The sequence below is a fragment of the Novosphingobium chloroacetimidivorans genome (assembly GCF_014204535.1).
GTDB classification, from domain to species: domain Bacteria; phylum Pseudomonadota; class Alphaproteobacteria; order Sphingomonadales; family Sphingomonadaceae; genus Novosphingobium; species Novosphingobium chloroacetimidivorans.
The window spans coordinates 120,715-145,928 of sequence record NZ_JACHLR010000010.1; the positions used below are offsets into that span (position 1 = coordinate 120,715).

23 protein-coding genes are annotated in these 25,214 nt (G+C 64.9%); 13 read left to right on the plus strand and 10 right to left on the minus strand.

Annotated features, from left to right (window positions below):
• The first annotated feature begins 92 nt into the window (after positions 1-92).
• Positions 93-725: a response regulator transcription factor gene (locus HNO88_RS12745; protein WP_184245787.1), complete on the plus strand. Its 633-nt coding sequence runs from the start codon at positions 93-95 to the stop codon at positions 723-725.
• On the opposite strand, the gene HNO88_RS12750 is transcribed toward HNO88_RS12745, so the two are convergent.
• On the minus strand, positions 722-3,814 hold the full coding sequence (locus HNO88_RS12750; protein WP_221419998.1) for a sensor histidine kinase: 3,093 nt from the start codon (positions 3,812-3,814) through the stop codon (positions 722-724). The genes HNO88_RS12745 and HNO88_RS12750 overlap by 4 nt on opposite strands.
• 407 nt (positions 3,815-4,221) lie before the next feature.
• On the opposite strand from HNO88_RS12750, the gene HNO88_RS12755 reads away from it, so the two are divergent.
• Positions 4,222-4,674 (plus strand): hypothetical protein, encoded by a 453-nt coding sequence (locus HNO88_RS12755; protein WP_221419999.1) that lies wholly within the window; start codon positions 4,222-4,224, stop codon positions 4,672-4,674.
• Positions 4,675-4,691: 17 nt separating this feature from the next.
• Here the strand turns inward: HNO88_RS12755 and HNO88_RS12760 are convergent, their stop codons facing one another.
• Positions 4,692-5,087: a RidA family protein gene (locus tag HNO88_RS12760; protein WP_184245793.1), complete on the minus strand. Its 396-nt coding sequence runs from the start codon at positions 5,085-5,087 to the stop codon at positions 4,692-4,694.
• Positions 5,088-5,414: 327 nt separating this feature from the next.
• Here HNO88_RS12760 and HNO88_RS12765 point away from each other — a divergent pair, with 327 nt between their 5' ends.
• On the plus strand, positions 5,415-6,620 hold the full coding sequence (locus tag HNO88_RS12765) for a carboxylesterase family protein (protein WP_184245796.1): 1,206 nt from the start codon (positions 5,415-5,417) through the stop codon (positions 6,618-6,620).
• 71 nt (positions 6,621-6,691) lie between these two features.
• Here the strand turns inward: HNO88_RS12765 and HNO88_RS12770 are convergent, their stop codons facing one another.
• Positions 6,692-8,431: a winged helix-turn-helix domain-containing protein gene (locus HNO88_RS12770; RefSeq protein WP_184245799.1), complete on the minus strand. Its 1,740-nt coding sequence runs from the start codon at positions 8,429-8,431 to the stop codon at positions 6,692-6,694.
• A gap of 206 nt (positions 8,432-8,637) precedes the next feature.
• On the opposite strand from HNO88_RS12770, the gene HNO88_RS12775 reads away from it, so the two are divergent.
• From HNO88_RS12775 to HNO88_RS12785, 3 genes are all read left to right on the plus strand, one after another.
• On the plus strand, positions 8,638-10,188 hold the full coding sequence (locus HNO88_RS12775; protein ID WP_184245802.1) for a PAS domain-containing sensor histidine kinase: 1,551 nt from the start codon (positions 8,638-8,640) through the stop codon (positions 10,186-10,188).
• Positions 10,189-10,305: 117 nt separating this feature from the next.
• A complete protein-coding gene (locus HNO88_RS12780) occupies positions 10,306-11,580 on the plus strand; it encodes an 8-oxoguanine DNA glycosylase OGG fold protein (RefSeq protein WP_184245805.1) in 1,275 nt (424 codons plus the stop codon).
• Between the two features lie 177 nt (positions 11,581-11,757).
• Positions 11,758-12,267 carry a hypothetical protein gene (locus HNO88_RS12785; protein WP_184245808.1) on the plus strand — a complete coding sequence of 170 codons (510 nt, stop codon included), beginning with the start codon at positions 11,758-11,760 and terminating at the stop codon, positions 12,265-12,267.
• A 106-nt stretch (positions 12,268-12,373) separates the two neighbouring features.
• On the opposite strand, the gene HNO88_RS12790 is transcribed toward HNO88_RS12785, so the two are convergent.
• Entirely contained in the window at positions 12,374-13,336 is a 963-nt protein-coding gene (locus HNO88_RS12790; protein WP_184245811.1) for an oxidoreductase, read from the minus strand.
• Positions 13,337-13,395: 59 nt separating this feature from the next.
• Between HNO88_RS12790 and HNO88_RS12795 the strand changes: the two genes are divergently transcribed.
• On the plus strand, positions 13,396-14,367 hold the full coding sequence (locus HNO88_RS12795; protein WP_312857072.1) for an AraC family transcriptional regulator: 972 nt from the start codon (positions 13,396-13,398) through the stop codon (positions 14,365-14,367).
• On the opposite strand, the gene HNO88_RS12800 is transcribed toward HNO88_RS12795, so the two are convergent.
• From HNO88_RS12800 to HNO88_RS12825, 6 genes are all read right to left on the minus strand, one after another.
• Positions 14,261-15,421: an alpha/beta fold hydrolase gene (locus HNO88_RS12800; protein ID WP_246381700.1), complete on the minus strand. Its 1,161-nt coding sequence runs from the start codon at positions 15,419-15,421 to the stop codon at positions 14,261-14,263. The genes HNO88_RS12795 and HNO88_RS12800 overlap by 107 nt on opposite strands.
• Complete coding sequence (locus tag HNO88_RS12805; RefSeq protein ID WP_221420000.1) at positions 15,421-16,263, minus strand: SDR family oxidoreductase; 843 nt, start codon at positions 16,261-16,263, stop codon at positions 15,421-15,423. Before HNO88_RS12805 ends, HNO88_RS12800 begins: the two co-directional genes overlap by 1 nt.
• A gap of 22 nt (positions 16,264-16,285) precedes the next feature.
• Positions 16,286-16,708, minus strand: a complete 423-nt coding sequence (locus tag HNO88_RS12810; RefSeq protein WP_184245820.1) for an organic hydroperoxide resistance protein — start codon at positions 16,706-16,708, stop codon at positions 16,286-16,288.
• 148 nt (positions 16,709-16,856) lie between these two features.
• Positions 16,857-18,950 (minus strand): TonB-dependent receptor, encoded by a 2,094-nt coding sequence (locus tag HNO88_RS12815; RefSeq protein ID WP_312857073.1) that lies wholly within the window; start codon positions 18,948-18,950, stop codon positions 16,857-16,859.
• Positions 18,951-19,112: 162 nt separating this feature from the next.
• Positions 19,113-19,259: a hypothetical protein gene (locus HNO88_RS12820; RefSeq protein WP_246381703.1), complete on the minus strand. Its 147-nt coding sequence runs from the start codon at positions 19,257-19,259 to the stop codon at positions 19,113-19,115.
• Positions 19,260-19,300: 41 nt separating this feature from the next.
• Positions 19,301-20,503, minus strand: coding sequence for a PepSY-associated TM helix domain-containing protein (locus HNO88_RS12825; RefSeq protein WP_246381705.1), 1,203 nt, complete (start codon positions 20,501-20,503; stop codon positions 19,301-19,303).
• A 295-nt stretch (positions 20,504-20,798) separates the two neighbouring features.
• Here HNO88_RS12825 and HNO88_RS12830 point away from each other — a divergent pair, with 295 nt between their 5' ends.
• The 6 genes from HNO88_RS12830 (at position 20,799) to HNO88_RS12855 (ending at position 25,212) form a co-directional block, all read left to right on the plus strand.
• Entirely contained in the window at positions 20,799-21,560 is a 762-nt protein-coding gene (locus tag HNO88_RS12830) for an SDR family oxidoreductase (RefSeq protein ID WP_184245829.1), read from the plus strand.
• 46 nt (positions 21,561-21,606) lie between these two features.
• On the plus strand, positions 21,607-22,035 hold the full coding sequence (locus tag HNO88_RS12835) for a cupin domain-containing protein (protein ID WP_184245832.1): 429 nt from the start codon (positions 21,607-21,609) through the stop codon (positions 22,033-22,035).
• Between the two features lie 70 nt (positions 22,036-22,105).
• The gene (locus HNO88_RS12840; RefSeq protein ID WP_184245835.1) at positions 22,106-22,777 is read left to right on the plus strand and encodes a sensor histidine kinase; all 672 of its coding nucleotides are present in this window, start codon (positions 22,106-22,108) and stop codon (positions 22,775-22,777) included.
• Between the two features lie 165 nt (positions 22,778-22,942).
• Positions 22,943-23,848 (plus strand): sensor histidine kinase, encoded by a 906-nt coding sequence (locus tag HNO88_RS12845; protein WP_184245838.1) that lies wholly within the window; start codon positions 22,943-22,945, stop codon positions 23,846-23,848.
• Positions 23,832-24,284: a DUF6438 domain-containing protein gene (locus HNO88_RS12850; protein ID WP_184245841.1), complete on the plus strand. Its 453-nt coding sequence runs from the start codon at positions 23,832-23,834 to the stop codon at positions 24,282-24,284. Before HNO88_RS12845 ends, HNO88_RS12850 begins: the two co-directional genes overlap by 17 nt.
• 4 nt (positions 24,285-24,288) lie before the next feature.
• On the plus strand, positions 24,289-25,212 hold the full coding sequence (locus HNO88_RS12855) for a LysR family transcriptional regulator (protein ID WP_184245880.1): 924 nt from the start codon (positions 24,289-24,291) through the stop codon (positions 25,210-25,212).
• The last annotated feature ends 2 nt before the right edge of the window (positions 25,213-25,214 follow it).

A 25,214-nucleotide genomic window follows, 5' to 3' on the forward strand; every position in this document is an offset into this window, starting at 1 on the left:
GTGGGTGGTTCACGGAAATATAATCCGGTCGCCTTGCGAGCACTTAGCCGTTAAACGGTCCATAGCCCAAGAGAGGAGATCAGACGGGTTAAATGGTTGCGGTGACTCCCAAGATACGTGTTCTCGTCGTCGATGATCATCCGCTGCTTCGGGACGGCATATCCGCGCTCGTTAACGGTCGGGATGACGTCGAACTGTGTGGTGAAGCGTCGAGCGGCACCGAGGCGCTGGATCGCCAGCGCGAACTTCGACCAGACGTCACGCTGATGGATTTACAGATGCCCGGCATGAACGGGTTCGACGCCGTCGTTGCAATTCGAGCCGAGTTCCCGGAAGCGCGTGTGATCGTGCTCACGAACTACCAAGGGGACGTGCCGGCGCGCGCGCTGCTGAAAGCCGGCGCCAGCGGCTATCTTCTCAAAAGCGGCGCCAGGACCCAGCTCCTCGACGCTATCAGGCGCGTCCACTCCGGAGCTACGTACGTCCAGAGCGAGATTCTCAAGGACTTCGAGCAACATCCGGTGAGCGAGCATCTGAGCGGTCGCGAGATCGCCATCATGCGGATGGTTTCGCAGGGGCTCACCAACAAGGAGATCGCGAAGGGGATCGGCGTCTCCACGGAGACCGTGAAGCTCGCGCTCAAGAACGTGTTCTTCAAGCTGGACGCGACCGACCGGACCCAGGCGGCGATCACGGCGACCCGCCGCGGCTTCCTCGACCTCTAGTTCTCGCTGCGAGGCCAGACTCCGGAAAGCCAGGAATGGCGTCGGACGAGCCGGTCGTAGGCCACCCCGCTCGGCACATCTAGGACGACCTCGGTGCCTCCGCCCTCCGGACTGCGAACGTCCAGCCTTCCGCCGATCACGCGGGCCCGCTCGCGCATCCCGACGAGGCCGAAGTGGCCTTCCCTGCCCCCAATGCCGAGCATCTCGTGGGGAATGCCCCGGCCATTGTCCTGCACGCGCAGCCGGAAGGTCCGACGGCCGTAGCTGGCCACCAGCTCGACCTCCTTCGCACCGGCGTGGCGGCCGATGTTGAAGAGCGCTTCTCCCACGATCGCCGTGATCTCCTTTAGGGCGAGGGGGTGCATCGTCTCGGGCGTGCCAAGCTCGATGATCTGGACATCGATCGCATCGTCGAGGAGCGCCTCGTCGACTACGTCGAGCAGCGTCCGACGCAACTCAATTGGGCCATCGCCCACCCTGAGGTCGCGCACGCTCTCACGGCCTTTCGACACGAGCTCGTCCGCCCGGTCGAGCGTCTGCTCGAGCGCCTTGCGCTCCTCGCTGCCCGCCGCCAACCGATTGGCCACCGCCTGGACGCGGAACGCGAACCCCTGAACGCCCTGCAGAAGCGTGTCGTGCAGATCCCGTGCTATGGTCTCCCGCTCCAGAAGGCGCTGCTCCAGCCTCGCACGCATCTGCGATGCGACTTGCGCGGCGCGAAGCCGCAGCAGGAGCCAGACGATTAGGACGGCGGCGATCGCGAGAAGCACGAAGAACCAGATGGACTGCACGAACGTGGGGACCACCTTGATGGTGACCGAGGCGCCATCGGCACTCTCGACGCCATCCTCGTTCGCTGCAACGACCCTGAAGACGTAAGTGCCGGGCCTCAGGTTGGTGTAGAACGCCTCGCGACGATGACCGCTGGGCGTCCAGCGCTCGTCCTGACCCTCCATGCGATATCGTGCGGCGGTCCTGTCGGGGTTGGACAGGCTGAGCACAGCGAAGTCGATCTCGATGTCGGACTGTCCGGGCTCGAGGCGAATGTGCCTGGGATTATGGTAGATTTTCTGACCAGCGCGAACCGCGCGGATCGACAGCTTGGGCGGAAACGGGTTCCGGGTAAGCCTGGCCGGATCGATCCAGGCGGAGCCAGCCTGCGTCGCGATCCAGATGCGGCCGTCCCCGCCCTGGACGATCGCATGGCGGCTGTGATCGTGCGGCATGCTGCCGAGACCGGAATCCTCATTGAGCAGCTCCACCGCGGGCCTGCGCCCGGGCGTCTGAAAGGCGGCGTTGGCTTCCGACGCGCCGATTCTGACGATGCCCTCACTGCCGGCGAACCAGTGATCGCCGTCCTTCGTCACTACGATCCCGTTGACGTTCACCAGACCCGGCACGCGATCCTTGCCGAGCCACTGCCACTTGCCGCCGACCAGGCGCGCGACGCCCAGCAGTCCGCCGACATACAGGCCTGCCTCGGACACGCCTGAGGGCGGAACGTAGAGCGTGACCGGCTCCGGATCGTGGATGCCAAATGGGATCGGCAGCTCGCCAAGATTGGGAGGAGACGCGTAGCGCAGCGTCCGGTAGCTCCACTGAGCCAGCACACGACCTGTTACATCGGCGACCATCGACCGCGGTCGAAAGTCGGGTCCCGTGTTGCCGAACATGCGTTCCCACCGGTTACGGCGAAGACGGAAGAGGCCGCCCCGCGCGGCACTGATCCAGTAGTTACCATTCGCGTCGAAGGCGCAGTCGTATAGCGTGATGTGGGTCGGCACTTCGGGCTTTCGGCCGACGACCCTTCCGCCGCGCCAGACCACCACCTCGTTGTTCAGCGTGATCCAGATGCCGCCGCCGGGCGCTTCGCACATCGTGCTCGGCAGGATCCCCGCGTTCAAAATCGGCTCGGGTCGCCGGCCTGGCGCGACGCGGTAGATGATCTTCGCCTGGGCTATGAACACGCTGCCGTCTCGCGCAGCGAGAAGCAAATCGCCGAACACGTGCGTGTCGTCCAATCGAGGCTCTGTCACCACCGACGCTGCGCGAAACCGGTCCACCCCCTTTTCGGTCCCTACCCAGATGTTGCCCTCAAGGTCCTGAAAAGCCTTCTGAGTGATGTTCGACGTCAGGCCGTTCTGCGTCGTGAACCGCTCTATTGCGGCTCGCGCACCAGCCTGCGACGCCGCACCGCGCGGATCCGGATGCGCAATGCGCTGAACGCCGCGATACTCCGTCGTCATCCAGAAGTTGCCGGCTCTGTCGAACATTGTGAAGCCCCGGATCTGGGGCTTGTCGGTCGCATAGGGGACGCGCAGGCGCGGTGGCCGCCCGTTTCCGTCCGGGCCCGTGATAGGATGCGTCCCGAGTTGATCGCTGAGCCAGATCCGCCCGGCCGGATCGATGGAGAGGCGCGAGATCGTCGCATTCCGGCTTGCGAATCGAACGAAGCGATCATGCGCCTTGTCGAGCCGAAGGATCATCTCGGCATGGGTAAGCCAGACGACACCATTCGCCGAAACGACCATGTCGAAGGGGTTGCCCGTCGGAATGCCGTGAAAGCGGCCATACACCTGCCACCGACCGGCCTTGAACCGGAGCAGCGGCTCGTCCTCAGCGTCGCTCAGAGCCCAGATGGAGCCGTCCGGACCCTCCCGCATGATCGACACGCGATGCGTCGCCGGCGACGGCGGGAGCAGCTCGAGACGGCCCCCGCGGTAAACCGCAAATCGGTGAGAATCCGAAAAGTTTGTCCATATGTCGCCAGCGCGCGTTACCAGGACGACCGTCGGCGCCCCGTGCGCCGCCCCGCCCGGCACCGCGACCCGCTCGAAGCGGACGCCGTCGAAGCGGTAGAGTCCCTGCCCGGTCGCCAGCCAGAGGAAGCCGTCGCGGCCCTGCGTCACCGAGAAGATCTGCTTCGGCGCGTCCCGCTCCCGACCCCATTTCTGGTGGGTGTAGGCCGCGAAGGCGTAGGAGGTCGGCTCGATCTCCGTCGCCACCTGCGCGAAAGTCGCAGGCGCGAACGAAAGCAGCAGCGGCGCAAACCGCCTCAGCAGCCTCCCGAAGGTCACCGATCCGAACAAACGCCCACCCTTTCGCGGCGTCGCCGTTCCGGCGACTCTTCCAACCAATCCGTATGTCCCGAGCCTACGGCCCGCCCCAGTTGATGTAGGTCGATAGCGTCCAGCCGCCAAACGCCCTCGAGCGAGGCGACATGCGCACATTTGAACACGCGATCCCACACCTTCATCGCGCCGTGGGATCAGCGTTCAGATACGGTCCGCCGCCGCCAACCCTTCCGGCGATCCTAACCCAACGGTGATCTCGCGATAGCCATTCCGACGGCTAGGCTGTGCCCCGTCTGCCGGCGAAGCTACCGCCGAGGCACGCCTACCGTGCGCCTCGAGCATCACCTAGCGGTTCGTATGATCGACCCGAGGCATTGGATCGCTCAACCCCGAGGTATACGCTTCCGAATGGGCATGGAAAGATGGTTGAACTCGCTGGGAAGACACCTGCCAGAGGGAGCGGTGGCTCGCACAGGACAATCCCGATCCTGGCGTCGATCCTCGGCCTCGGCGCGATCGCCAACGGCCTCTTCATGCTCGTCGATCCCGTGAACTGGTATTTCGCCGTCCCCGGCGTCACGAACACCGGCCCCTTCAACCAGCACTTCATACGCGACATCGGCATGATCTACGCCTTTGTGGGGCTCTGCTACATCGCTGGCGCAAGGGTGAAGAGTAATCGCACGTTACTCTGGAGCGTCGGCACTGTGTGGTTGGCCGGGCACGCCCTATTCCACATTTGGGAGGTCTCGGTCGGCATCTGCGGGCCACGCCAGCTCCTGATCGACTTCCCCGACGTCCTCCTGCCGCCCTTCATCGGCGCGGCGATGAGCGCTTGGGCGCACGCGATCCGGCACCGCCCCGCGACGATGTGACCGGACGCTGGCGGAGCTCAGCTTGCGCCGCGCACGCCGATCGCATCGATCTCGACGAGATATCCATGGTGCAGTTCCGGAACCGGCACGACGGTGCGGGCGGGCTTAACGCCATCGAACATCGACGCGTAGATCTGGTTGAACTCGGGCCACTTGTCGGCACCCACGATGTAGGCGGTGACGCGAAGGATGCCCTCTGGGCCGCAGCCAGCTGCGCGCAGAACGGCAAGAACGTTCTCGATCGCCTGCCGCGCCTGCTCCTCGAACGACGCATCGAAGGAGTGGGTGCCGTCTGGGCGAACGCCGAGCTGACCGGAGGCGAAGACGAGGCCGTTCCATGCCGTCGCCTGCGAATAGTGGCCCGCGGGCGAAGGTGCGGCCTCGGTCGTAATGCGAGTAATCGGATCAGACATTCGCTAGACTTCCTTCCAAGTAGCCGTCGCCATCAACAGGACGCTTATCTGCCAGTCTCGGCTCCCGACAGCATTCGGAAGTCCAGGTGGCGCCGCGGATGGCGCAGCGTCAGCCGACGACCAATGGCGGCATCCGACAGGACCCCGAAGCCACAGGATCGATCCGTTCCCCTCGACTACCGTATGATCGGCCCTCGCGGATGAACTCGTTGTAGGCGGAACCGGCGCACCTAAGATCGCGGCAGAAGAACCCTCGGCCAAGGTATGGATCGCTCGTCGATTGAGCCTTGGCGCTCCAGGCCACGCACTTCGCAGAGAATGGAAACGATGAGCTCCGAACCGACAGTCTACCGCGGCATCCGCTATGCTCGCAGCGTCCGCTTCGAAGCGCCTGAGCCAGTGCGCTATGTGGAGGTCGCGCCTGGCGGTCCACGCGGCCCGATCTGTCCGCAGCTTCCTTCGCGACTCGCGCGGATCAATGGTGATCAGGCATCATTGAAGCAGGATGAAAGCTGTCAGGTTCTCACGGTCTTCACGACCGGATTGAATGGTCGGCGGCCGGTTATCGTCTGGCTGCATGGCGGCGCATACGTGACTGGCGGCGGCGAGCTGCCTTGGTATGACGGTTGCGCGCTCGTCGCCGAACACGACATCGTCTTCGTATCCGTAACCTATCGTCTCGGAGCATTCGGCTACCTGCGGCTGCCCGGCGCAATCGGACCGAGCAACGGCCTGGCGGATCAGATCGAGGCGCTGAGATGGGTGCGGGCGAACATAGATCGGTTCGGTGGGGATCCTGACAGCGTCACCGTCGCCGGCCAGTCGGCCGGTGCGCACTCGGTGCAGGCCATGATCAACTGGGGACACGGTGGGACAGACTTCCATCGAGCGATCGCCCACAGCTGTCCCGCTTCGCCCCTGCGCGATCCCAGCGATGCGGAGTCGACCTACGACAATTTCGTCGCGGCGCTCGCCGACGACCCGCGGACAGCCTCGGTTGACCGTATGCTCGCTGCCCAGGCGTCGGTCCTCATGCGGGCAGGTGGCGGCCTTCCCTTCGCGCCCGTCGCGCCGGAACGATTTTTGGCGGGAGGCCGCTTCGATATCCTGACGTCCTGGACGGCCCAAGACGGCGGCGTCTTCATCCTCGGGGATCGGTCGCCGGATTGGCTCGACACCGACGAAGGCCGACTGGCAAGCGAAGCAGCGACCAAGGAAATCTTTCAGGCGGGAAGCGCCGGGCTGGCCAAAGCCGCCGAAGCCTCCGGCGGAGATGCCGAACTCGTTCGCATCGAATGGGGCTCCGGCCGACCTCCCTGGCGCTCATGCCACTGCGTCGAACTGCCTCTACTGTTGGGGACGAGCGACGCGTGGTCTTCCGCTCCGGACATCAGGGACGTCTCACCGGATGAGCTAAAGCATGAGGGGGCCAGGATGCGACGCCTCTGGGCTGCCGTCGCTAAGCGTCAAAAGGGCCCGACCTGGCTCAGCGGCGAGGCGGCCTCGTCGGTTACTTCCGTGGAGCGGTCATAGCGCGCGAGATTTGAGCGCACTGGTATTCGCTCGGGCTTAGCTAACCGGCTTCTCAGGTGTTAGCGGACGAGTCATGGCGGAAGACCAGCGCTTCTTAGACCGTCGACGAACACCTCCAGGTCCGCGCGATGACGGAGGTGGACCCACGACTTGACCCCGTCGGCTCGGAGTTCCGGGCTATGCCGCCGGAGCAGGTGCATCGCGCGGGCAGCCTCCGTGAGGCGACCGCCCTGCGCATGGCTCGCCGCCAGCAGACCGAATGTGCGGGGGTTGCGCGGAGCGAGCGCAAAGGCAGCCTCAGCGTGAGATAGCGCGGCATCCGCTCGCCCGTCCAAGAGATTGGCGAGCGTCGTGAGGATCTCGATATCGGCGCGCTCGCGCTCGTCGGGGCTCGACCGGGCAGCGTGACCGATGCGTCTCATGGCCTCTTCGCGCCGACCGGCCGAGAGCAACTGGCCACCGCTGAGATACCAGCCAAAGGCCGACTGAGGGTCTGCCCTGAGCGCCTTGTCCATGTAAGCGGTGCAGATATGAAGGTCCTCGCCGAAATGACCGAGAGCGTAGCTCCCACGGATCATGGCGATGGGATCGTCGTCGCTCATGCGAACCGCAATATCGGCGATGCGCGCGCCTTCCGCGCTCTCGCGCTCAACGTCTTCCATCCATAGACCGTGCTTCCTCAACACGTAGGACCAAGCCAGGGCGCCGTAAGACGGGCCGAACTCGGGATCGAGCGCTATTCCTTCGTGGAAGTGCGACACCGCCCGTTCTACATCAGCCCGCCCTCCCCGGCTCATCAGGGCCTGACCGAGAAGAAAATGGTCATAGGCGCCGAGTGCAGCATCCGCCTTGCGCCGCACTCTCTCCGTTTCCGCCCGCTCCAGCTCCCTGCCTATCGCGATGCGCACGCGCGACGAGACGGTTTCCTCGATGCCAAGCGGATCGTCCCGAAACGACATGAAGCTGTCCGCCCAGACATGCCGGCCGGTTGCCGCTTCGAGCAGCCGAACCGAGATGCGAAACCTGTCCCCCGAACTGCGGAGGCTGGCGGCGAGAACGTAGTGCACTCCGGCAGCGCGATCCCCAGGGTCGTCGCCAAAGCCCAGCGCCGCGACGTCGAGCATCGGCATCCGCGTGAGTGCGACAAGCAGTTCCTCGCGGATACCTTCTGCTACCTGTCTCTGAAACCAGTCGGACGTGTCAGTCGCGAACGGCAGGACGCCAATCGACGGTAGCTCGCTAAGCATTGCCATCCGCGTCAGCATAGCTGAAGAGCGCGGTAGCTCGATCAGTTCACGAGCCTCGCCCGCAGTGACGTCCGCGACGAACCGGAACCCCTTCCGCGCGATCGTGCGCACGACGCGCTGTTGGACGCCGTCGTCGCCGAGCACCCGGCGAACAGCGTTGATATGGCTTCCGAGCGTCGATTCGGAGACGAACCGGCCCTCCCAAACTGTGGCGAGCAGGTCGTCCTTCGTGACGACACGATCGCGATGCTGTACGAGGTGGCACAGCAGATCGAAGACCTTCGGCGGCAGCGCCACCTCGGCACCCAGGCGCCGCAGCTCCCGCAGCGAGGTGTCCAAGGTGAAGTCCTCAAACCGCAACTGCATTCGGGTGGTTTCTCCGGGGCCTAACCGGCCGCAATGCTGGGTTGTCGTGTCGATGGGACAAGGCGCGACCAAGCACCATAACCCATTCCTACCTCCGTTCCCTATACCCGTTTGGGTATTCCCATCGGGATGTTCCGCGACAATGGAAACACAAGGGGGAGACAAGGACTTGAGGTCCGACGGCAGGTAGAACTGCACAGCACATCCTAGTCGGCCGCCGAGGGGTTCCAGACATGTCTAACCGGCGCGCGATACCTGAAGGCGGACCGATCACTCTGCCAAGCCTCCCCGCACATCCTCCACCGGCGGCCGCGACGGCAGATCCCTACCTCGATCTCATCGAGGACCTCACCCCATCGCTCCTCATCAGGGGCATCAGGGGCACGGGCCCCGACCACTCCTGGATGATCGAGCACGCCAACGCTCGAGCGCTCGAGCTGTTCGGCGTCTTCGACCCGAGCGATCTCTCGGAAGAGTCGTTGAGCCAGATCGTTTCCGGCGAGGACTTCCATGCCCTCTGGGCGCTCCTCGCTGCCGCAGCGACCGGCGCCCGCCCGCAGCTAATCAACATCTCCGCCCGGACGCTTTCCGGCGACCACGTCCCGGTGAGGGTCGGAGCACGCCTGGTCGCGCCCGGATCGATCCGGCTCGTCTTCGCCGCGATCGAGGCGTTCGACCAGACCGCCTCCCGCCTGCGCGCGAGCGAGCGGCGCTACCGCCAGCTCTTCCATGCAATGCCAATCGCGCTCCTACGCATCGACTCTCGGGGCAGCCTGGCGATGTTCGAGGAGCCGCGCCGCCAAGGCTTCGAGGACCTCGACGCATATCTGCGGGCGAACCCGGCTGCCTTCGAGCGCGCACTCGACACCATATGCGTCGCGGAGGCCAACGAGCATGCCGAGACGATGTTCGGCGACGGGACGCCGCGCTCGATGCTGAGGTCGGTGCGGGTGTTCTGGCAGGCCCGCCCGGACACCTTCCGGCGGATCCTCCGGGCGCGATACGCCGGCCATCGAAACGTGATCGAGGAGACGGTCGTGTGCGGCGTCGCCGGCCAGCGGGTGCCAGTGCTGTTCTCCATGGCCTTCCCCACCGACGACGCGCGGGTGGGGAACAGCCTCATCGGCATGATCGACATGAGCGGCCAGATGCGGGCCGAGGCGGAGCTGCGGCGCACGCAGGCCCGGTTCGCGAACGCCGCGCGCACGTCCGTCACGAACGAGCTCGCCGCCTCGATCGCACACGAGGTCAGCCAGCCGCTGTCGTCAATCGCCACCAACGGCGGGACGGCGCTACGCTGGCTATCAAAGTCGCCACCGGACCTGACGCGGGCCGTCAGCCGTCTCCAGCGCATCCTCGACGATGCGGAGCGGGCGAACGGCGTCATCAGCCGCATGCGCGACATGTCGTCGGGCGTCATGGTCGAACGGTCAAACGTGGACCTCAACGCCGTCGTGCGGGAGGCCCTTCTCATCCTCAACGACGAGATACACTCCAAGGCGGTGGAAGTGCGTCTGCACCTGGACGAGGGGCTGCCCACGCTGTCGGGCGACCATGTCCAGCTCACGCAGGTGATGGTGAACCTCGTCATCAACGCGATGCAAGCGATGGAGAAGTCCGGCTCCGTCAGGCCCACGATCGATATCATCACGCGCCTCCTCGACGACGGATGGTTGGCGCTCGAGGTGAAGGACAGCGGTCCGGGCATCGGCGCGGCCCACCTGACGCGCATCTTCGACAGCTTCTTCACGACCAAGAGCGCCGGGCTCGGGATTGGTCTGGCCGTGTCGCGCTCCATCGTCGAGGCCCACGACGGCTCGCTCTTGGCATCAAATGGCGGCCTCGGCGGAGCGGTCTTCACCGTCCGCCTGCCCACGATCGTCCTTGCCGCCGAGAAGATCGCGGCGCTGCCGGGAGACGTTGGTCAGGTCTTCCTCGCCCAGACACGCGGCTGAGCAGCCGCCGCCTGCTCGCAGTTGGACGGTCCTCAGCCAACTGTTAAGCGCGTCCGGTCAACAGGACGGGACTGATCACTGGTCAGTAGAAAGATGCCGGATTCAACGAAGTCGAAGATGCAGGACCATACCGAAGAGCGGGTAGCGTCCGCGGACAGTGCGGCGCCGCGCCTCGTTCGGAATGAGAACGAGCGTGACCACCTCGCAGCCATCGAGGATATCATGCACGGTGCGACAAGGATTTCCTTCGCCGTAGCCTTCCTGAAATCGAAGGGTCTCGGCCGGGTCATCGGCACACTCACGGCTCGCCTCGAGAACGCAGCGGACGTCGAGGCGTTCGTTGGAAGCGACTTCTGCCTGACTGAGCCAGGTGCGCTGAAGGACTTACTCGATCTTTCGAGGCGATACCCGCAATTGGAGGTGTTCGTCGCCAAGGCCGATGCGCGCTCCACGTTCCATCCAAAGATCTTTCTCGGTGTCGGCGCGACGGGCGCACAACTCATGGTGGGATCCGCCAATCTCACTGGCGGAGCCGTAACCCAAAACGAAGAGGTGTCAGTCATCTTGGGGCTGGAGGAAAAGTCTCCGCTCTTGGCCGAGATGCGGAGCGTGTTCTCCGAATATCGCACGAATCCCAGGTTCGAAGAGCTCGACGAAGTCGTGCTCGAGATCTATCGCGCCCGGTTCAAGGTGGCGGAGGAAGCGAAACGGCGGCTCGAGACGGAACTTGCCGCAGGCGACGCCTCGGCGTTCGATCTCGACAAGCTGTCATTGTTACACGCCGAATTCCGCCGCGACAAAGCCGAGATGAAGGCGTTGAGGAAACGCCGCCGCGACAGGAAGCTGGCGATGACGGTGCAGCGTCAGATCGCCGGCATGTCCCGAACCAAAAGCCTGGCTCGTCGCGATCGCGACGAGTTTGCAAACCTGTTCCGCGACCTCATCACGTCAGGCGACGGGCACCGGCACCTCTGGCATTCCGGCGACATCCACCGCCGCGGCCAGGAAGCGATCACCCAACCGCGCGAGACCATCGCCTTGTTCGCGGCGGCCGAGGCAGCCTCTCAGAAACCGCCGGAGGAAGGATACGCCGAAATCCGCCGTCTCGGCGGGGAGATCAGCGGCGTGGGCATCAACATGGTGTCGGAAATACTCTGCACCTTCGCGCCGAAGAGATACGCCGTCTACAACGGCAACACCGCCGCCGCCCTTCGCGCGCTCGGCGCATCTCCTCCTAAATCGGTCACACTGTTCTCAGCGGAGTCCTACGCCCGCGTGTGCGGTGTCATAGAGGCGGTTCGCCGACGCATCGGCGGGGAGGATCTCTCGGATGCCGACGCATTCCTCAACTGGATCTACCAGACGAAGGTGAAACCCGACACCAAGAGATAGCATGCGCGCCGCGCCACCGGGGGGGCCATCTCGATATATCGGCAGCGGCCGATGGCGGGTCACACGCTTCGCCGATGTCGGCGGGACGCCTTGCCCGACGTGATTGCCCACCTATCTCCTCAGTGCGGCTTCGAGCCGTGTCCGACTTCATAGGCCTTGAGCCAAGGAGCGAAACTAGTGAGCATATTCGGTTTTGGTGCCAGCTACGGCGGCACCGAGGACGTCACGTCCTATTTTCTCAATCTCGGCGTCGCCTGCAGCGGCTGGCAGCCAAGTACCTCCCCGAGCGCTTCCGCGTCCCCGTATGATGGGGACGCACCCTTCATCGAGGCGACGCTCCGGTCCGTCCAGATCGGCGACATCGCGTTCATCAAGTCGTTCTCGCCGGGAGCCGGCCTGCGCATCAAGGGCGTCGGCCTCGTCACCGATGCCCGACTTCATGAGATCGACAACGCCGCGGGCTATCCGATCAGCTCGATCTGGCCGGGCCAGACCAGGCTCGGCACCGGTGTGAAGGTCCGTTGGACCTGGCCAGACGTTCAGGACGGAACGCTGTTCTGGCACCTGCCGCAGCTGAGCGACCGGGGCACCAACATGCGAACAGGCACAATCTACGAAGAGCGGGGCCCCGAGGTCGCGTCCGTCGTTCTCGACCTTCTGCTGGATCCTCAGAAGCGCCAACGCTGACCTTGGCGACCGCCAGCGTCCGCACGTCGGACGCGGCGCTGGCGGTCGCTTAAATAGGCTCGCTCGGGCCGGGATCTGACCCGGCCCTACGACGAGGATCTGCTTCTCAGATGGTGATGCCGGTCCATTTCTCGGAAAGCGACCACAGCCGCTCGGCCGCTTCATCATCAGCGGCCCAGGGCGCCACACCCTTGCGGCCCACCTCACTTTCGTTGATGCCGGCGATGTCGCAATCCTCGCAGTAGACGCCGCCTAAACCAGCGAGCGCCGGGTTGGTGGCGCACCACAGACTAGTCGCCGCACCCTGTTCAACGTTCTTCATACCCGCTTCCGGATCGATCTTCGGCCTGCCTTCGGCATCGAAGGCGTCGAAACCTTCCAGTTCCTCCTCCGAGAGGTGGCGCGCTAGGTCGGTGATGATCTGTCCCGGATGAAGAGAGAAGGCCCGCACGCCGTGCCCCGCCCCGCGACGGTCGAGGCCGCGCGCGAATAGCGCGTTGGCGGTCTTCGACTGCCCATAAGCCTGCCACTTGTCGTATTCGCGATCCCGGAAGTCGATGTCCTCGAAGTGCACCGGAGAGATCTGATGCCCGCGGGACGACACGGCCACGACGCGCGCGCCCTCCGCGCGCAGGGCCGGCCACAAGGCGCAGACCAGGCGATAGTGGCCGAGATGGTTGGTCGCGAACTGCCCCTCGTGACCGTCGGCATCCCGGAACAGCGAAGTGGCCATGACGCCCGCGCTGTTGATCAGGATCGGAAGCGGACGCCCGCTGTCAAGGAACCGCCGTGCGAAGTCGGCCACCGAGCGCGAGTCGGTGAGATCCATCGCGGCGAGCTCGACGCCGGAGCGGCCATCGATGGCAGTCGCGGCCTTGTCCATGTCACGCGCCGGCACGACGACGGCAGCACCGGCATCCGCCAGCGCGAACGCCGTGACAAGGCCGATGCCGGAATATCCGCCCGTGACGATGGCGGTAGTGCCGGTGAGATCGATGCCCTTCATGACATCGGCTGCGGTCGAAGCGGGCCCGAAGCCCGAGCGGATTGGAGTCTGAGGAGTTGTCATGCCGCTATTCTCCGCCATACCGTTCGGACGGAACATCATCCATAGTCGGAAATTCTGTCGTGATAATCCAGAATGCACCTGTCGATCCGCTTTCGGACCTCCTTGCCATGGTGCACGCGAAGCCGGCCTGCTCCGTCAGGCTCGAGGCCGGCGGCGCGTGGTCGCTGCGGTTCAGGCCGCAGAGCTGTAAGTTCAACGTGGTACGCAAGGGCGAGTGCTGGCTTGTGGTCGGCGACGACCGGCGGAGTCTACGTGCCGGTGACTGCGTCGTTATCAAGGACTGTGCGGAGTTCGTCCTGACCAGCGATCCCACGCTCAAGCCGGTCGACGCGGCGCTGGCGTTCGGCGACGACGCGCTGGCCGGAAGGTATGGCGTGGGGCGCGACGTCGAGCTGCTGGGCGGAAGCGTGACCTTCGGTCCGGAAGGTGCAACGCAGGTCCTCGACCTTCTGCCGTCGACCCTGGTAATAGAAGGCGCAGCGACGGCGGCGGCACCCCTGGGCTGGCTGCTCGGGCAGCTCGACAGCGAATGGAAGGGCGGCAAGGCCGGATCCCGCGCAGCCTGCGATGACATCCTCCGCCTGATGTTTGTCCATGCGCTTCGCGCCCACTTAGAGACTTTAGGTGAGAACGCCCCCGGCTGGATCGGCGGCCTCTCCGATCCGCCACTCGCTGCAGCGATCCGGGCGATCCACGCCGACCCCGTCCGCATTTGGCGGCTCAAAGATCTGGCCGACATCGCTGGGCAGTCGCGCTCGACCTTCGCAGCCCGGTTCCGCGAACGGGTAGCCGCGACGCCGATCGAATACGCCACGGGCTGGCGGCTCACCATTGCCGCCTCGCGGCTCAGGGCGGGGCGCGAGTCCGCCTCATCGATCGCAGGCTCGCTCGGCTTTTTGTCGGACAGCGCATTCGGAGCGGCGTTCAAACGAAAGTTCGGCCTCTCCCCGGGACAATACAGGGCCGCGGCCGGGCCCCGCGCGACGTCGGAAGCCGTTTCGCCCGCAGCCCCCGAGATGGTTCCGGCCTGATGCATCTCAGGCTCCTGAAGCGACCGACCGGATAGCCTCGGCGAACTCCCTCGGCGCCTCCTGCGGGAGATTGTGCCCGATCCCCCCCGCGGATCAGCCGATGCTCGTATCGCGAGGTGAACCTGGCGCGATATGATGCTGGCTCCGGATGCGGCGCGCCGTTAGCATCCCCTTCCATCGTGATGGTCGGCACGGCTATTGGCGGCGACGCGGCAAGTCGATCCTCGATCGCCTGCAGCTTCGGCTCGCCGTCCACGATTCCGAGCCGCCAACGGTAGTTGTGGATCACGATGGCGGTGTGATCCGGGTTGTCGAACGAGGTCGCCGACCGCGCGAAGGTGTTCTCGTCGAACGACCAGCGCGGCGACGCCAAGCGCCAAATTTGCTTGTTGAACGCTCTGCAGTTTGCGGCGTAGCCGGCACGACCGCGCTCAGTCGCAAAGTAGAATTGATACCACCATGCCAGTTCCGCCTTTGGCGGTAGTGGCGCCTGCCCCGCCTGCTGGCTGCCGATCAGATAGCCGCTCACGGATACGAGGCCCACACATCGCTCAGGCCAAAGCGCCGCGACTATGCAAGCCGAACGAGCACCCCAGTCGAACCCACTGATCGTGGCCCGCTCGATCTTGAGGACGTCCATCAGAGCGATGACGTCCGTCGCGAGTATCGCCTGCTGGGCGTTGCGAGCGGTCTCTGCGGATAAGAAGCGGGTCGTGCCGAAGCCGCGGACGTGAGGGACGATGACCCTCAACCCTTGGGCGGCCAGTATCGGCGCAACCTCCGCGAAGCTGTGGATGTCGTATGGCCAGCCATGGATCAGAAGCACCGGTCTCCCGTTCGCCGGCCCGTATTCGACATAGCCGATCGAAAGCGTCCCTGCGTGGACCTGCCTGACGGGCGGGAGCGGCGTGTGAGACGCCGCCACGGTGGCGGCGCGAGCGGCAACCGGCAGCGATGCCAGAGTGATCCCCGCTCCTATGATCACATCGCGACGCACCAATTCACGAGTGTTGGCGCCTTTGCCGTTTGAAACATCTTCAACGGTCCGCGACATCAAACCAGATCCGGCAACTTGGAGAGCGCGTCGAACTCGGCTCGCATGAATATCTCGTACCTCTCGTCGTCGAACGTATGCCGAGCCGAGACCATGTGGGCCACGCCTGGCCCTGCGAAGTAACGGAGGCGAGACGTCCCGTCGGTGGCCGCGTCGAAGACGATGTCGGCTATCTCGATCGGGGTCGAGCGCGGCCAGGCGAGTTGCGACATGACGTGGTCGTTGTGCGCGACGAAGGCGGCATAGTCATCGTGCGCCGGGTTCGCCCGTCGCGTATCCATGATCTTGCCGAGGAAGGGCGTCTCCACGCCCCCCGGTTCAACCAGCTTCACCGCCACTCCCTGGGAGGCGAGCTCGAACCAGACAGATTCGCTGAAACCCTCCAGCGCGAACTTGGTCGTGAGATAGACGGACATGGCCGGCATACCGACGATACCACCCGCCGAACTGATGTTCACGAACACGCCCGACTGCCGCTCGCGGAAGTGGGGGAGCATTGCGCGCATCACGTTCATCACGCCTAAGACGTTGACCTCGAAGCTGGCGCGGATCTTCTCGGTCGATACTGCCTCGAAGACGCCAAACTCGCCGAAGCCGGCATTGTTGACGACGACGTCGATGCCACCGAACTCTTCGATCGCCGCCTCGATCGCGCTCGCGATCTGGTCTGGCTGGGTGACGTCCATCGCGACGCCCTGCACCCCCGGCATCAGATCCTCTGGCGGAATGGAATCCGGCCTGCGCGTCGTCGCGACCACGTTCCAGCCCGCGCCGGCGAACCGAAGCACGGTCTCCCGGCCAATGCCGGTCGCAGCTCCGGTGATCAGGACCGTCCGGGACAATGTCTTCTCCGATGGCATGCGTTCAGGCGACCTCGATCGCCACTTCGATGTTCCCGCGCGTCGCGTGCGAGTAGGGACAGACCTTGTCTGCAGCCGCCACCAGAGCCTCGGCGGCATCCTTTCCGATGCCGGGCAATGAGATGGCCAGCTTGACGCGAAGTCCGAAGCCCTCGTGTTCGCGTGGACCTATCCCGACCGTAGCGGTCACGGATGCGTCCGCCGGAACCTTCGACAGACCATCGCGCGTCGAGACCAAGCGCATTGCGCCGAGGAAGCAGGCCGAATAGCCGGAGGCGAAGAGCTGCTCCGGGTTGTTCCCGTCACCATTCCCGCCGAGTTCCCTGGGCGTCGCGAGCTTCACCTCGAAGCTACCATCGGAAGTCCGCGCGCGCCCATCCCGCCCTCCGGTGGCAGTCGCGGTCGCTTCGTAGAGGATCTTGGTCATGGGGCGCTCCGGCGATGTGACATCGGATGGATACCCGAAGCGACATCGCCGGCTCACCACGCATATGGCGCGGTGCGATCATCCGTAGGTCTAGGTCGCCTAGCGGAATTCGGGTCGGAAGGAGCCAAGCGCCCTTCGAGCCTGAACGTTACAGATCGATGGATGCCGAGAGCTTGTAGGTGCGCGGAGCGCCCTGCAGGAGGTCCGGACGAGAGCTGTCGAACGCCGTCGCCCAATAGCGCTTGTTGGCGACGTTATCGACGCTGAAGCGAAGCGTCAGCGGGTTGTCGCCGATCAGCGCGACATAGCGCGCACCAAGGTCTAACCGGGTCCAGCTCGGCAAATGGAGGGTATTCGCATTGTTCGCCTGCTGCTCACCGGTATGAACGACACGTCCGGTCAGCGTCAGCGCGGGGATGAAGGGCAGATCCCATTCGACGTTGCCGTTCACCAGATAGTCGGGAACGCCGGCGACCTTGTTGCCCTCGTTCAAGCCATTCGTCTGGCGGCGCAGCTCGGAGTCGATGACGGAGCCGCCGGTGATGATGCGGAGACCTTCGATCGGCTCAGCCTGGATGCTCAGCTCGATGCCACGATTGCGCTGCAGGCCGGACGCCACGAAGCGCGCGGAGTTGGCCGGCGGTGCCGGCACCAGCTCCAGGATCTGAGTTGCGCGGTCGGTCGTGAAGAACGAAAGACTCGCCGTCACCTTGCTGAGCGTCAGCTTTCCACCAACTTCATACTGGGTCGACTTGTAGGGCGGCAGGACCTCGCCGACGTTGATGATGTTGAAGCCGCCGCTCACGGCAGGTGCCTGCGCGCCCTGCACCAGCGCCTCGATGCGGTTTGCGTAGAGCGACACGCCGTCAACGGGCTTCACGACGAGACCGACCACCGGCGTGATCGCATCCTTGCGATACTCCGCCGAGAGCCCGCCCGCAGGAATGTTGCGAGCGGGGATGGCGGAGGCGGCGTATGTCTTGACATGGATCTGCTGGAGCCTGAGACCGGCAGTCAGCAGGATGCGATCGTCCAGGATGCCAATGGTGTCGGACGCGAACGTGCTCAGCAACCGGGTGCGGGAGATCGGAAACGGATCGGCCATATTGCCGCCCCGCGAGGTAATTGTGCTGGGCCGGGGCACGACGACGGGATTGTAGATTTTGTTGGTGCCCGACGAGATCGCGTAGAACTCGAAGGCGTTGCGGTTCACGAGCCAGTTCATGGACCCGCCGAAGTTGAATTCGTGGGTGATCCCGCCCGACGCCAGCTTCACGCGGATGCCGGCCTGCGCGGCCTCGTTGTTGTCGGTCCGTGGGATGCGCGATCCGGAGACCGACGCCGCACCGGTGGTCGCGTTGAGAAGCGAGAGGGTGCTGTAAAACCCATCCTCCGAGCCGTCGCGCGCACCCAAGGCCGCATAGACCATCGCATTGTCGGACAGGTCGTGTTCGGCGCGGAACTGGCCGTAGATGTCGCGCAGGTTGGTGAAGTAGTAGGGCTGGCCGTAGTTGGTCTTCGCGTCGGGCACGCGCGGGATGACGGTGATCGCCGCCGGCAGGGTCAGCTTCGGGCGGAGCTGGTTCACCCGGACCTTCTGATAGGCGAGATCGAGCGACAGGCGCAGCGGGCCACTATCATAGTCGATCGCCCCGCCCAGCAGATAGGCGCTTCGGAACTCGTCATCGATGCCGACGTCACCGCGACGGGCCGCGCCGTTGATCCGCACGCCCCACTCCCCACCGGAGCCGAAGCGCCGGGCGAAGTCGAAGCTGCCTCCGAAATGTTCGCTCGAGGTGTAGTTCGCAGTGAGGCGGGTCAGGGGCTTGGCGCCCGCGCGCTTCGGAATGAGATTGACGCTGCCGCCTATGCCCGTGCCGCCCGGTGCGGCGCCGTTGAGGAACGCGCTCGAGCCGTTGAGCACCTGGACGCTCTCATAGAGCTCCGGCGCGATCAGTTGACGCGGCGTGATGCCATAGAGCCCGTCGAAGCCGATGTCGTCGCCGGCGAGCGCGAAGCCGCGGATCACGAACTGCTCGGCGGCGTTGCCGAAGCCATAGCTGGTGCGGACCGAGGGGTCATTCTCCAACACCTGCCCCAGCGTCTGCGGCTGCTGGTTGAGGATGAGCGCGGAGTTGTAGCTCTTCACGGCAAAGGGCACGTCCTCGGCGGGCTTATCGCCGAGGACGCCGATCCGGCCCTCGTGCGAGACGCCCGTCTGGTTCGCTTTCTGCGCGGTCACGATGATGTCTTCGCCGCTCTCCTTGGCGGCTGTCTCCTGAGCATGCGCCGGAGATACCGCAACAAGCGCAAGGGCGCTGATCGCCAGACATGAGGCCACACTCGATCGAAGGTTGGTCACGGCTATCCCTATTCAATTCGCGGTCTTCCCGCGCAGGTTCGGTCAGGAGCGGCGGGCTCTCATGGCCCAGGCCACGGTCGAGACCGGCACCGCCAGTCCGACCCACGAGAGTGCGTCTCGCCAGCCATCGCCGGCGAGGGCGACTACCAGTGCGACAGAGCTCAGCACCCCGATGAAAAGCGGCACCATGAAGATCGCCGTCACGCTCTGGCTTGTAGCTTTCCGGCGCTTCATCCCCCTGGAACCGCGACGCCGCCCGTCTCCACCTCACGCACATGCGCCGCCGGAGATGCCCGCCGCTTTCCGAGCCAGAGGTAGAGACCGCTCACCAGGATCACGATCGTGAAGAGGTCGAGCACCGCCCAGAGTATCTTGAGCGGAACACCGCCATAGTCCCCGAAGTGGAGGGGCCGGGAGAGCGAGAGTGACTTGTTATACCACGGCATCGTGCGCGCCGTCGTGAACGCGCCCGTCTCCGCGTCGATCAGCGCCGGCGTCAGCAGGCGCTCCGTCAGCGGCGTGTCACCCTGGAAGAACACGGCATAGTGCTGCTTCGAGCTGAAGTTGCCCCCCGGGAAGCCGATGAACTGCGGGTTGTTTCCCGGAATGGCCTTGCGCGCTTCGGCCAGGGCCTTGTCGAGGGAGACGTAGCGCAACGGCGGCACCGCCGCCTTCCCCGCATATTCGCGCGTCATCGAGGTCAGCTCGTTGCGCTGCCACAGCTTGTTGATCGGCTTCTCCAGCGTGTTGATGATGCCCGTCACGCTGACGACCGTCATCCAGGCCAACGCCACGACCCCGAGCAGGTTGTGGTAGTCGAGCCACTTCAGCCGGGTGCTCCGGGAGGTCCGGAGCGTGCCGAACGGCAGCTTGCGCATGAACGGGGCGTAGAGCACCACACCGGACACCAGCGCGGCGGTGAAAAGCGCCCCCATCGCTCCGAGGAAAAGCATCCCCGGCAGCCCGAGAAACATGTCCGTATGGAGCTTGAGCAGAAAGGCCATCACACCCCGCCCCTCCTCCTTGCCAAGCAGCCTGCCGGTAGACCTGTCGAACACCTGGATCGTCATTTCCGAGCCCGGCGAGTTCGGTCGGGGTCCCGTAGTGATCGTCATCGACGGCTGGTCGTTGTCGAAGGCCATGAACAGCGGGACCTCTCCGGGCCTGGCCGCGAGCGCCTTCGCCATCATCTGATCCAGCGGCACCAGACCCGGCGCATCGCTGGAGGACCCCACACCCGGCATGCCGAAGTGCACGGTTCCCACGCCGAGGCGATCGATCTCATCGTGGAAGATCAGCGGCAGCCCGGTGACGCACAGCATCAGCAGGAACACCGTGCAGACTAGGCCGGTCCACTTGTGGACCAGATACCAGACCCGGATCGAAGAACTTGTCATGAGAAGGAGATGCCATAGGTTGCAAATGCGTCGCATTCTCACGCTAGTATCTTGATGCGGAATGTCAACGTGATCGACGGGAGGTCAATGGACTGAAATACCCAGTTGGGTATTCAAAGCGGTGACCCCGAGCGGCCGCACTAGTGCGGGCTGTGTGGTGGCATATCGCCGAGCCAGCCCGGTCAGCTGAGAGCATCGACGAGGCGGTAGCGCAAGACGCGGGCTGCGGCCTCGACCTTCGTATGGTCGGAACGGGACCTAGCTATAATCCAAGCGGCCCGGCCCGGCCGTTACTGAGAACGCCACGCAGTCAGAAACTGAGAGGCACGTCATGCGGGTAGTCGTCATCGGAGGCACGGGCCAGATCGGTTCGAAGGTCGTCGCCAAGCTGAAGGATCTGGGCCACAACGCCGTCGCCGCGGCACCGGACACAGGCGTCGACATCATCTCCGGCAACGGGCTTGACGACACCCTGCAGGGTGCCGACGTCGTCGTCGACGTCACCAACAAGATCACCATGGATCGCGAGGCATCCATCGGCTTCTTCGAGACCGCGGCGCGCAACATAATGGCTGCGGAGATCGCCGCGGGGGTCCGCCACCACGTCGCATTGTCGGTCCTTCGCAGCGACCGTCTCATCGACAGCGGCTACATCGCCGGCAAGGTCGCTCAGGAGGTGCACATCCTCCAAGGTCCTATCCCATTCACCCTCGTGAGGGCGGCGCAGTTCTTCGAACTCATCCCGATGATGGTGGAGATGGGCGCCGTCGACGGCGTGGCCCGTCTGGCCGACGTGCAGTTCCAACCGATCGCGGCCGAGGACGTCGCCGAGACGCTAGTCGAGCGCGTCCTCGCCGAACCGACGAACGGCCCATACGAGATCGCAGGGCCCCAGGTCTTCCGCATCAACGAACTCGCCGAAAGCTACGTCCGGGAAACCGGCGGCACCGTGAAGATCGAGGCCGATCCGAACGGCACCTACTTCGGCGCCCCGTTGGCCGACGACACCCTGCTTCCGGGTCCGGACGTCCACATCCAGGCAATCACCTTCGAGGACTGGCTGGCAGGCAAGCGGATGCCCGCCGCCGCCTGAGCGCGTCCGGCTCCCCCACCCTTCGTTCAAAAGAGAGGAAACATAGATGCGCTTCACCCTCGCGGCACTGCTCGCGGCCGCACTCATCGCCCCGAACGCGGCGAACGCACAGACCGCCAAGGCGGCCCCTGTGCTCACCTCGATCAAGCCCGAGTTCGCCCACCAGATCACCAACATCCCCGGCAAGTCGGTGAAGACGGTGCTCGTTACCTACGCCCCGGGCGACAAGTCGCCCGCGCACACTCATGCGAAGTCGGCCTTCATCGTCGCCTACGTCCTCGAGGGCGCGATCATCAGCGGCGTGAACGGCGGCGCACCGCAGACCTTCAAGGCCGGCGAATACTGGACGGAGAGCCCCGGCGACAAGCACGGCGTCAGCGCGAACGCAAGCAAGACCAAGCCCGCGAAGCTGCTCGCCATCTTCGTCGTGGACGACAATGACGGGCCGCTGACCGTGCCCGACGAGCACCACTGAGACCCACACCGCCGGCCACCATCCAAGCGCGGCCCCGGGCAAACATTCAACACCTCGGGGAGACGACGTGATGACCGGGACCACGATGGCGTTCGCGACATCGCCGCACGAGGCGGCGGAGATGAACCACCGGATCGCGAACAACCTCGCACTGCTGGCCTCGCTCATCGAGATCGACAGCCGCGAGATCGCCGATCCGGGCGCCATCGTCGTTCTCGAGGCCGCACGGCGCCGCATCCATGCTATCGCGAACGTGCACCGCCGCCTCTACAAGGTCGAGGCGATCGACCGCCTCGACCTCTGCGACTTCATCGAGGATCTCTCGCGCGATCTCAGGAGCGTCTGCGAGAACGCCGGGCGGGAGCGCCGCCTCTACTTCGAGGGCACCAGCGTCTTCGTCGCGCCTGAGGAGGCGGTCGCGATCGGCATCCTCGTCGCCGAACTCGTCAGCAACGCCTGCAAGCACGCCTATCCGGCGTCGGACGCAGGCGACGTCCGCATCCGCCTCGACGGATCTGGCGAGGGTGGCTGGTGCCTCACGGTCGAGGACGAGGGTCGCGGCTATTCGCCCGGACCATCGGGTCCGGGTTCGGGGCTCGGCTCGCGCATCATTGATGCCAGCGTCGGTCGCCTCGGTGCGACCTGCATCTGGGAGGACGCGATGCCCGGCACGCGCTTCGTGATGCACTGCGGCCCGACGCTCGAGGCACGGCTTAGCGCCGCCCCGCAGCCGATCCTTTAGAAGGGACCGACAGAGGCGACGCTCTACCTTCGTATAGTGGGATCCCACCGTCTCGGCGATGCCTGCGGGGCCCCGGAACCGCTAGCCTCGCATTAGACGAGAAGCGGCCAAGGTCCTGGGAACGGATCGGCGAACCGCACGTCGCGCAGCTGCCGGAGGAAACCCATGCATACCACCGCGCTCCCACCGATCGATCCCATGTCGCAGATGGAGTCCGACCACAGGATCGCGAACAACCTAGGACTGCTTGCGGCGCTTCTGGAACTCGACGGCGGAACGGCTGAGGATGCCGGAGCCTCGGGTATGGCCGAGCTGCTCTACACGGCGCGCCGACGGATATACGCCGTCGCGAACATCCACCGTCGGCTCTACCAGACAGATCGAGTGGGCTGGATCGACTTGGCGCGCTACCTCAATGACCTCGGCGAAGATCTCCGCACGGTGTGCCAGGATACGGGACGCAGGCGACATCTCTCCATCAGCACCGAGACACGCTACGTCTCAGCCGAACATGCCATCAGTGTGGGCATCCTCGTGGCCGAACTGGTCGGAAACGCCTGCAAGCATGCCTATCCTGACGACGAGGCAGGCGAAGTTCGAATCGCCCTCGAGAACCGGGCGTTGGGCTGGCAGCTTACAGTGGAGGATGACGGCGCGGGGTTCGCACATTCGCCGGTGCGGTCCGCCGCTCGCCTGGGAGCTCACCTGATCGACGCCTCGGCGACACGTCTAGGCGCACTCTACGCATGGCAGGATTCTATGCCGGGTACACGCTTCACCCTCTGGAAGGATGAGGCCATCGTCAGTCGCCGTTCACGCGCGACGGCCGACGATGCGTCCTGTCGCGCTCTCGCGGCGATTGATCGGTTAGGGGGCGAACATGAATTCGCGAGGAGCCTGAGCGGCGTGAAGTCAACACAATCCGCTTCGGCGACGATACAAATCGCTGGTGCTAACCACGAAGTGACCACGGGAGAACATATTGATGCAAATGCTGCGAGCAACCGCGGTCGCGGCCGGTCTCTTAGCGCTGACCGCGTGCGCCACCGACGGAGTGAGATCCGTAACTGATGCACCTTCCCCCAATGGGGACATCATCAGCATCGCCGTGGGCCCATGCTTCGGCTTCTGTCCGGTCTACCTGAGCGAGATCAGCCCGAGCGGCACCGTTGTCTTCGTGGGGGAACGCCACACCGCAGTGATCGGCGAGCGGCGGCGCGAAGCCGGTGCCGCCGCGTATCGCGCCCTTTCGGCGGATCTCGCAGCCTATCGCCCGGCAGATGGCGCCACGCAACGAGTGGAGTGCGATGCCGCGATCAGCGACACCAGCACCTACACCATCACGTGGCGAGCGACTGATGGCCGAGAAGCGGTCGCCACGCATCAAAGCCGTTGCTCGGGTGGACCCGGGCAGAAGCTCGACGAGGTGCTGAAGTCCGTTCCCGATCGCCTGGGGATCGCCTCATGGGCGAAGCAGATCACGCGTCCCAGCGCCTCAAGAGGCTGACGCGTTGCCACACATCCCGGATTTTGAGGCGTGGGCGATCTTCGCCAGGGTGGCCGAGCTAGGTTCGTTCAGTCACGCGGCAGAGGATCTCGGTCTGGCGAGCACGACGGTGTCGAAGGCCATCACCCGGCTTGAGCAGCGCATGCAGACAACGCTGTTCCACCGCACGACGCGCAAACTGTCCTTGACGGAGACAGGCCGCCTGACCGTTGAGCGCGCGGCGCGCATCCTCGCCGACGGTCGCGCGATCGAGGCGGACATCGTCGAAGAGGCCGCAGTCCCGCGCGGCAAAGTCCGAGTGGCATGCGGAACCGCGTTCGGACTCGCGACCATCGTCCCAATCATACCGCAGTTCCTCAAGGACTATCCGGATATCGAGCTCGACCTCGCACTGACGGAGGACGACGTGGACCTCATCGGATCGGGCTTCGACATCAGCATCCGCCTCGGCCAGCCACCCGACAGCTCGCTGCGCACCGTGAAGCTGATGTCGTTCGTCCGGCCGCTCGTCGCCGCGCCGTCTCTGATCGAACGATACGGCATGCCGGAGCATCCAAGCGACCTGACGCGCTATCCGGCGATCATCCCGACGAACGTGCCCTGGGGTCTGGAGTGGGAGTTCGAGCATCCCGAGCACGAGCCAGTCTCGGTCAGGATGTCGGGTCGCTACCACATCAACCATGCGGGCGCGGTCGTGCCGGCCGCCCTCGCGGGGACGGGCGTGGCGCTCCTGCCGGACTTCTTCATACTTGAGGAGCTTGCCGTTGGGACGCTCGTCCCATTACTCACCGAGTGGGCCGCCGCTCCCAAGGGCGCATACATGGTCACGCCGCCAGGCGTGGCGCGCCCTGCGCGAGTCCGTGTCCTCATCGAATGGCTTAGGAACCACTACGCGGAGGAGCGCGCCAGAAGGGCGAGCGCCGGTTAGCG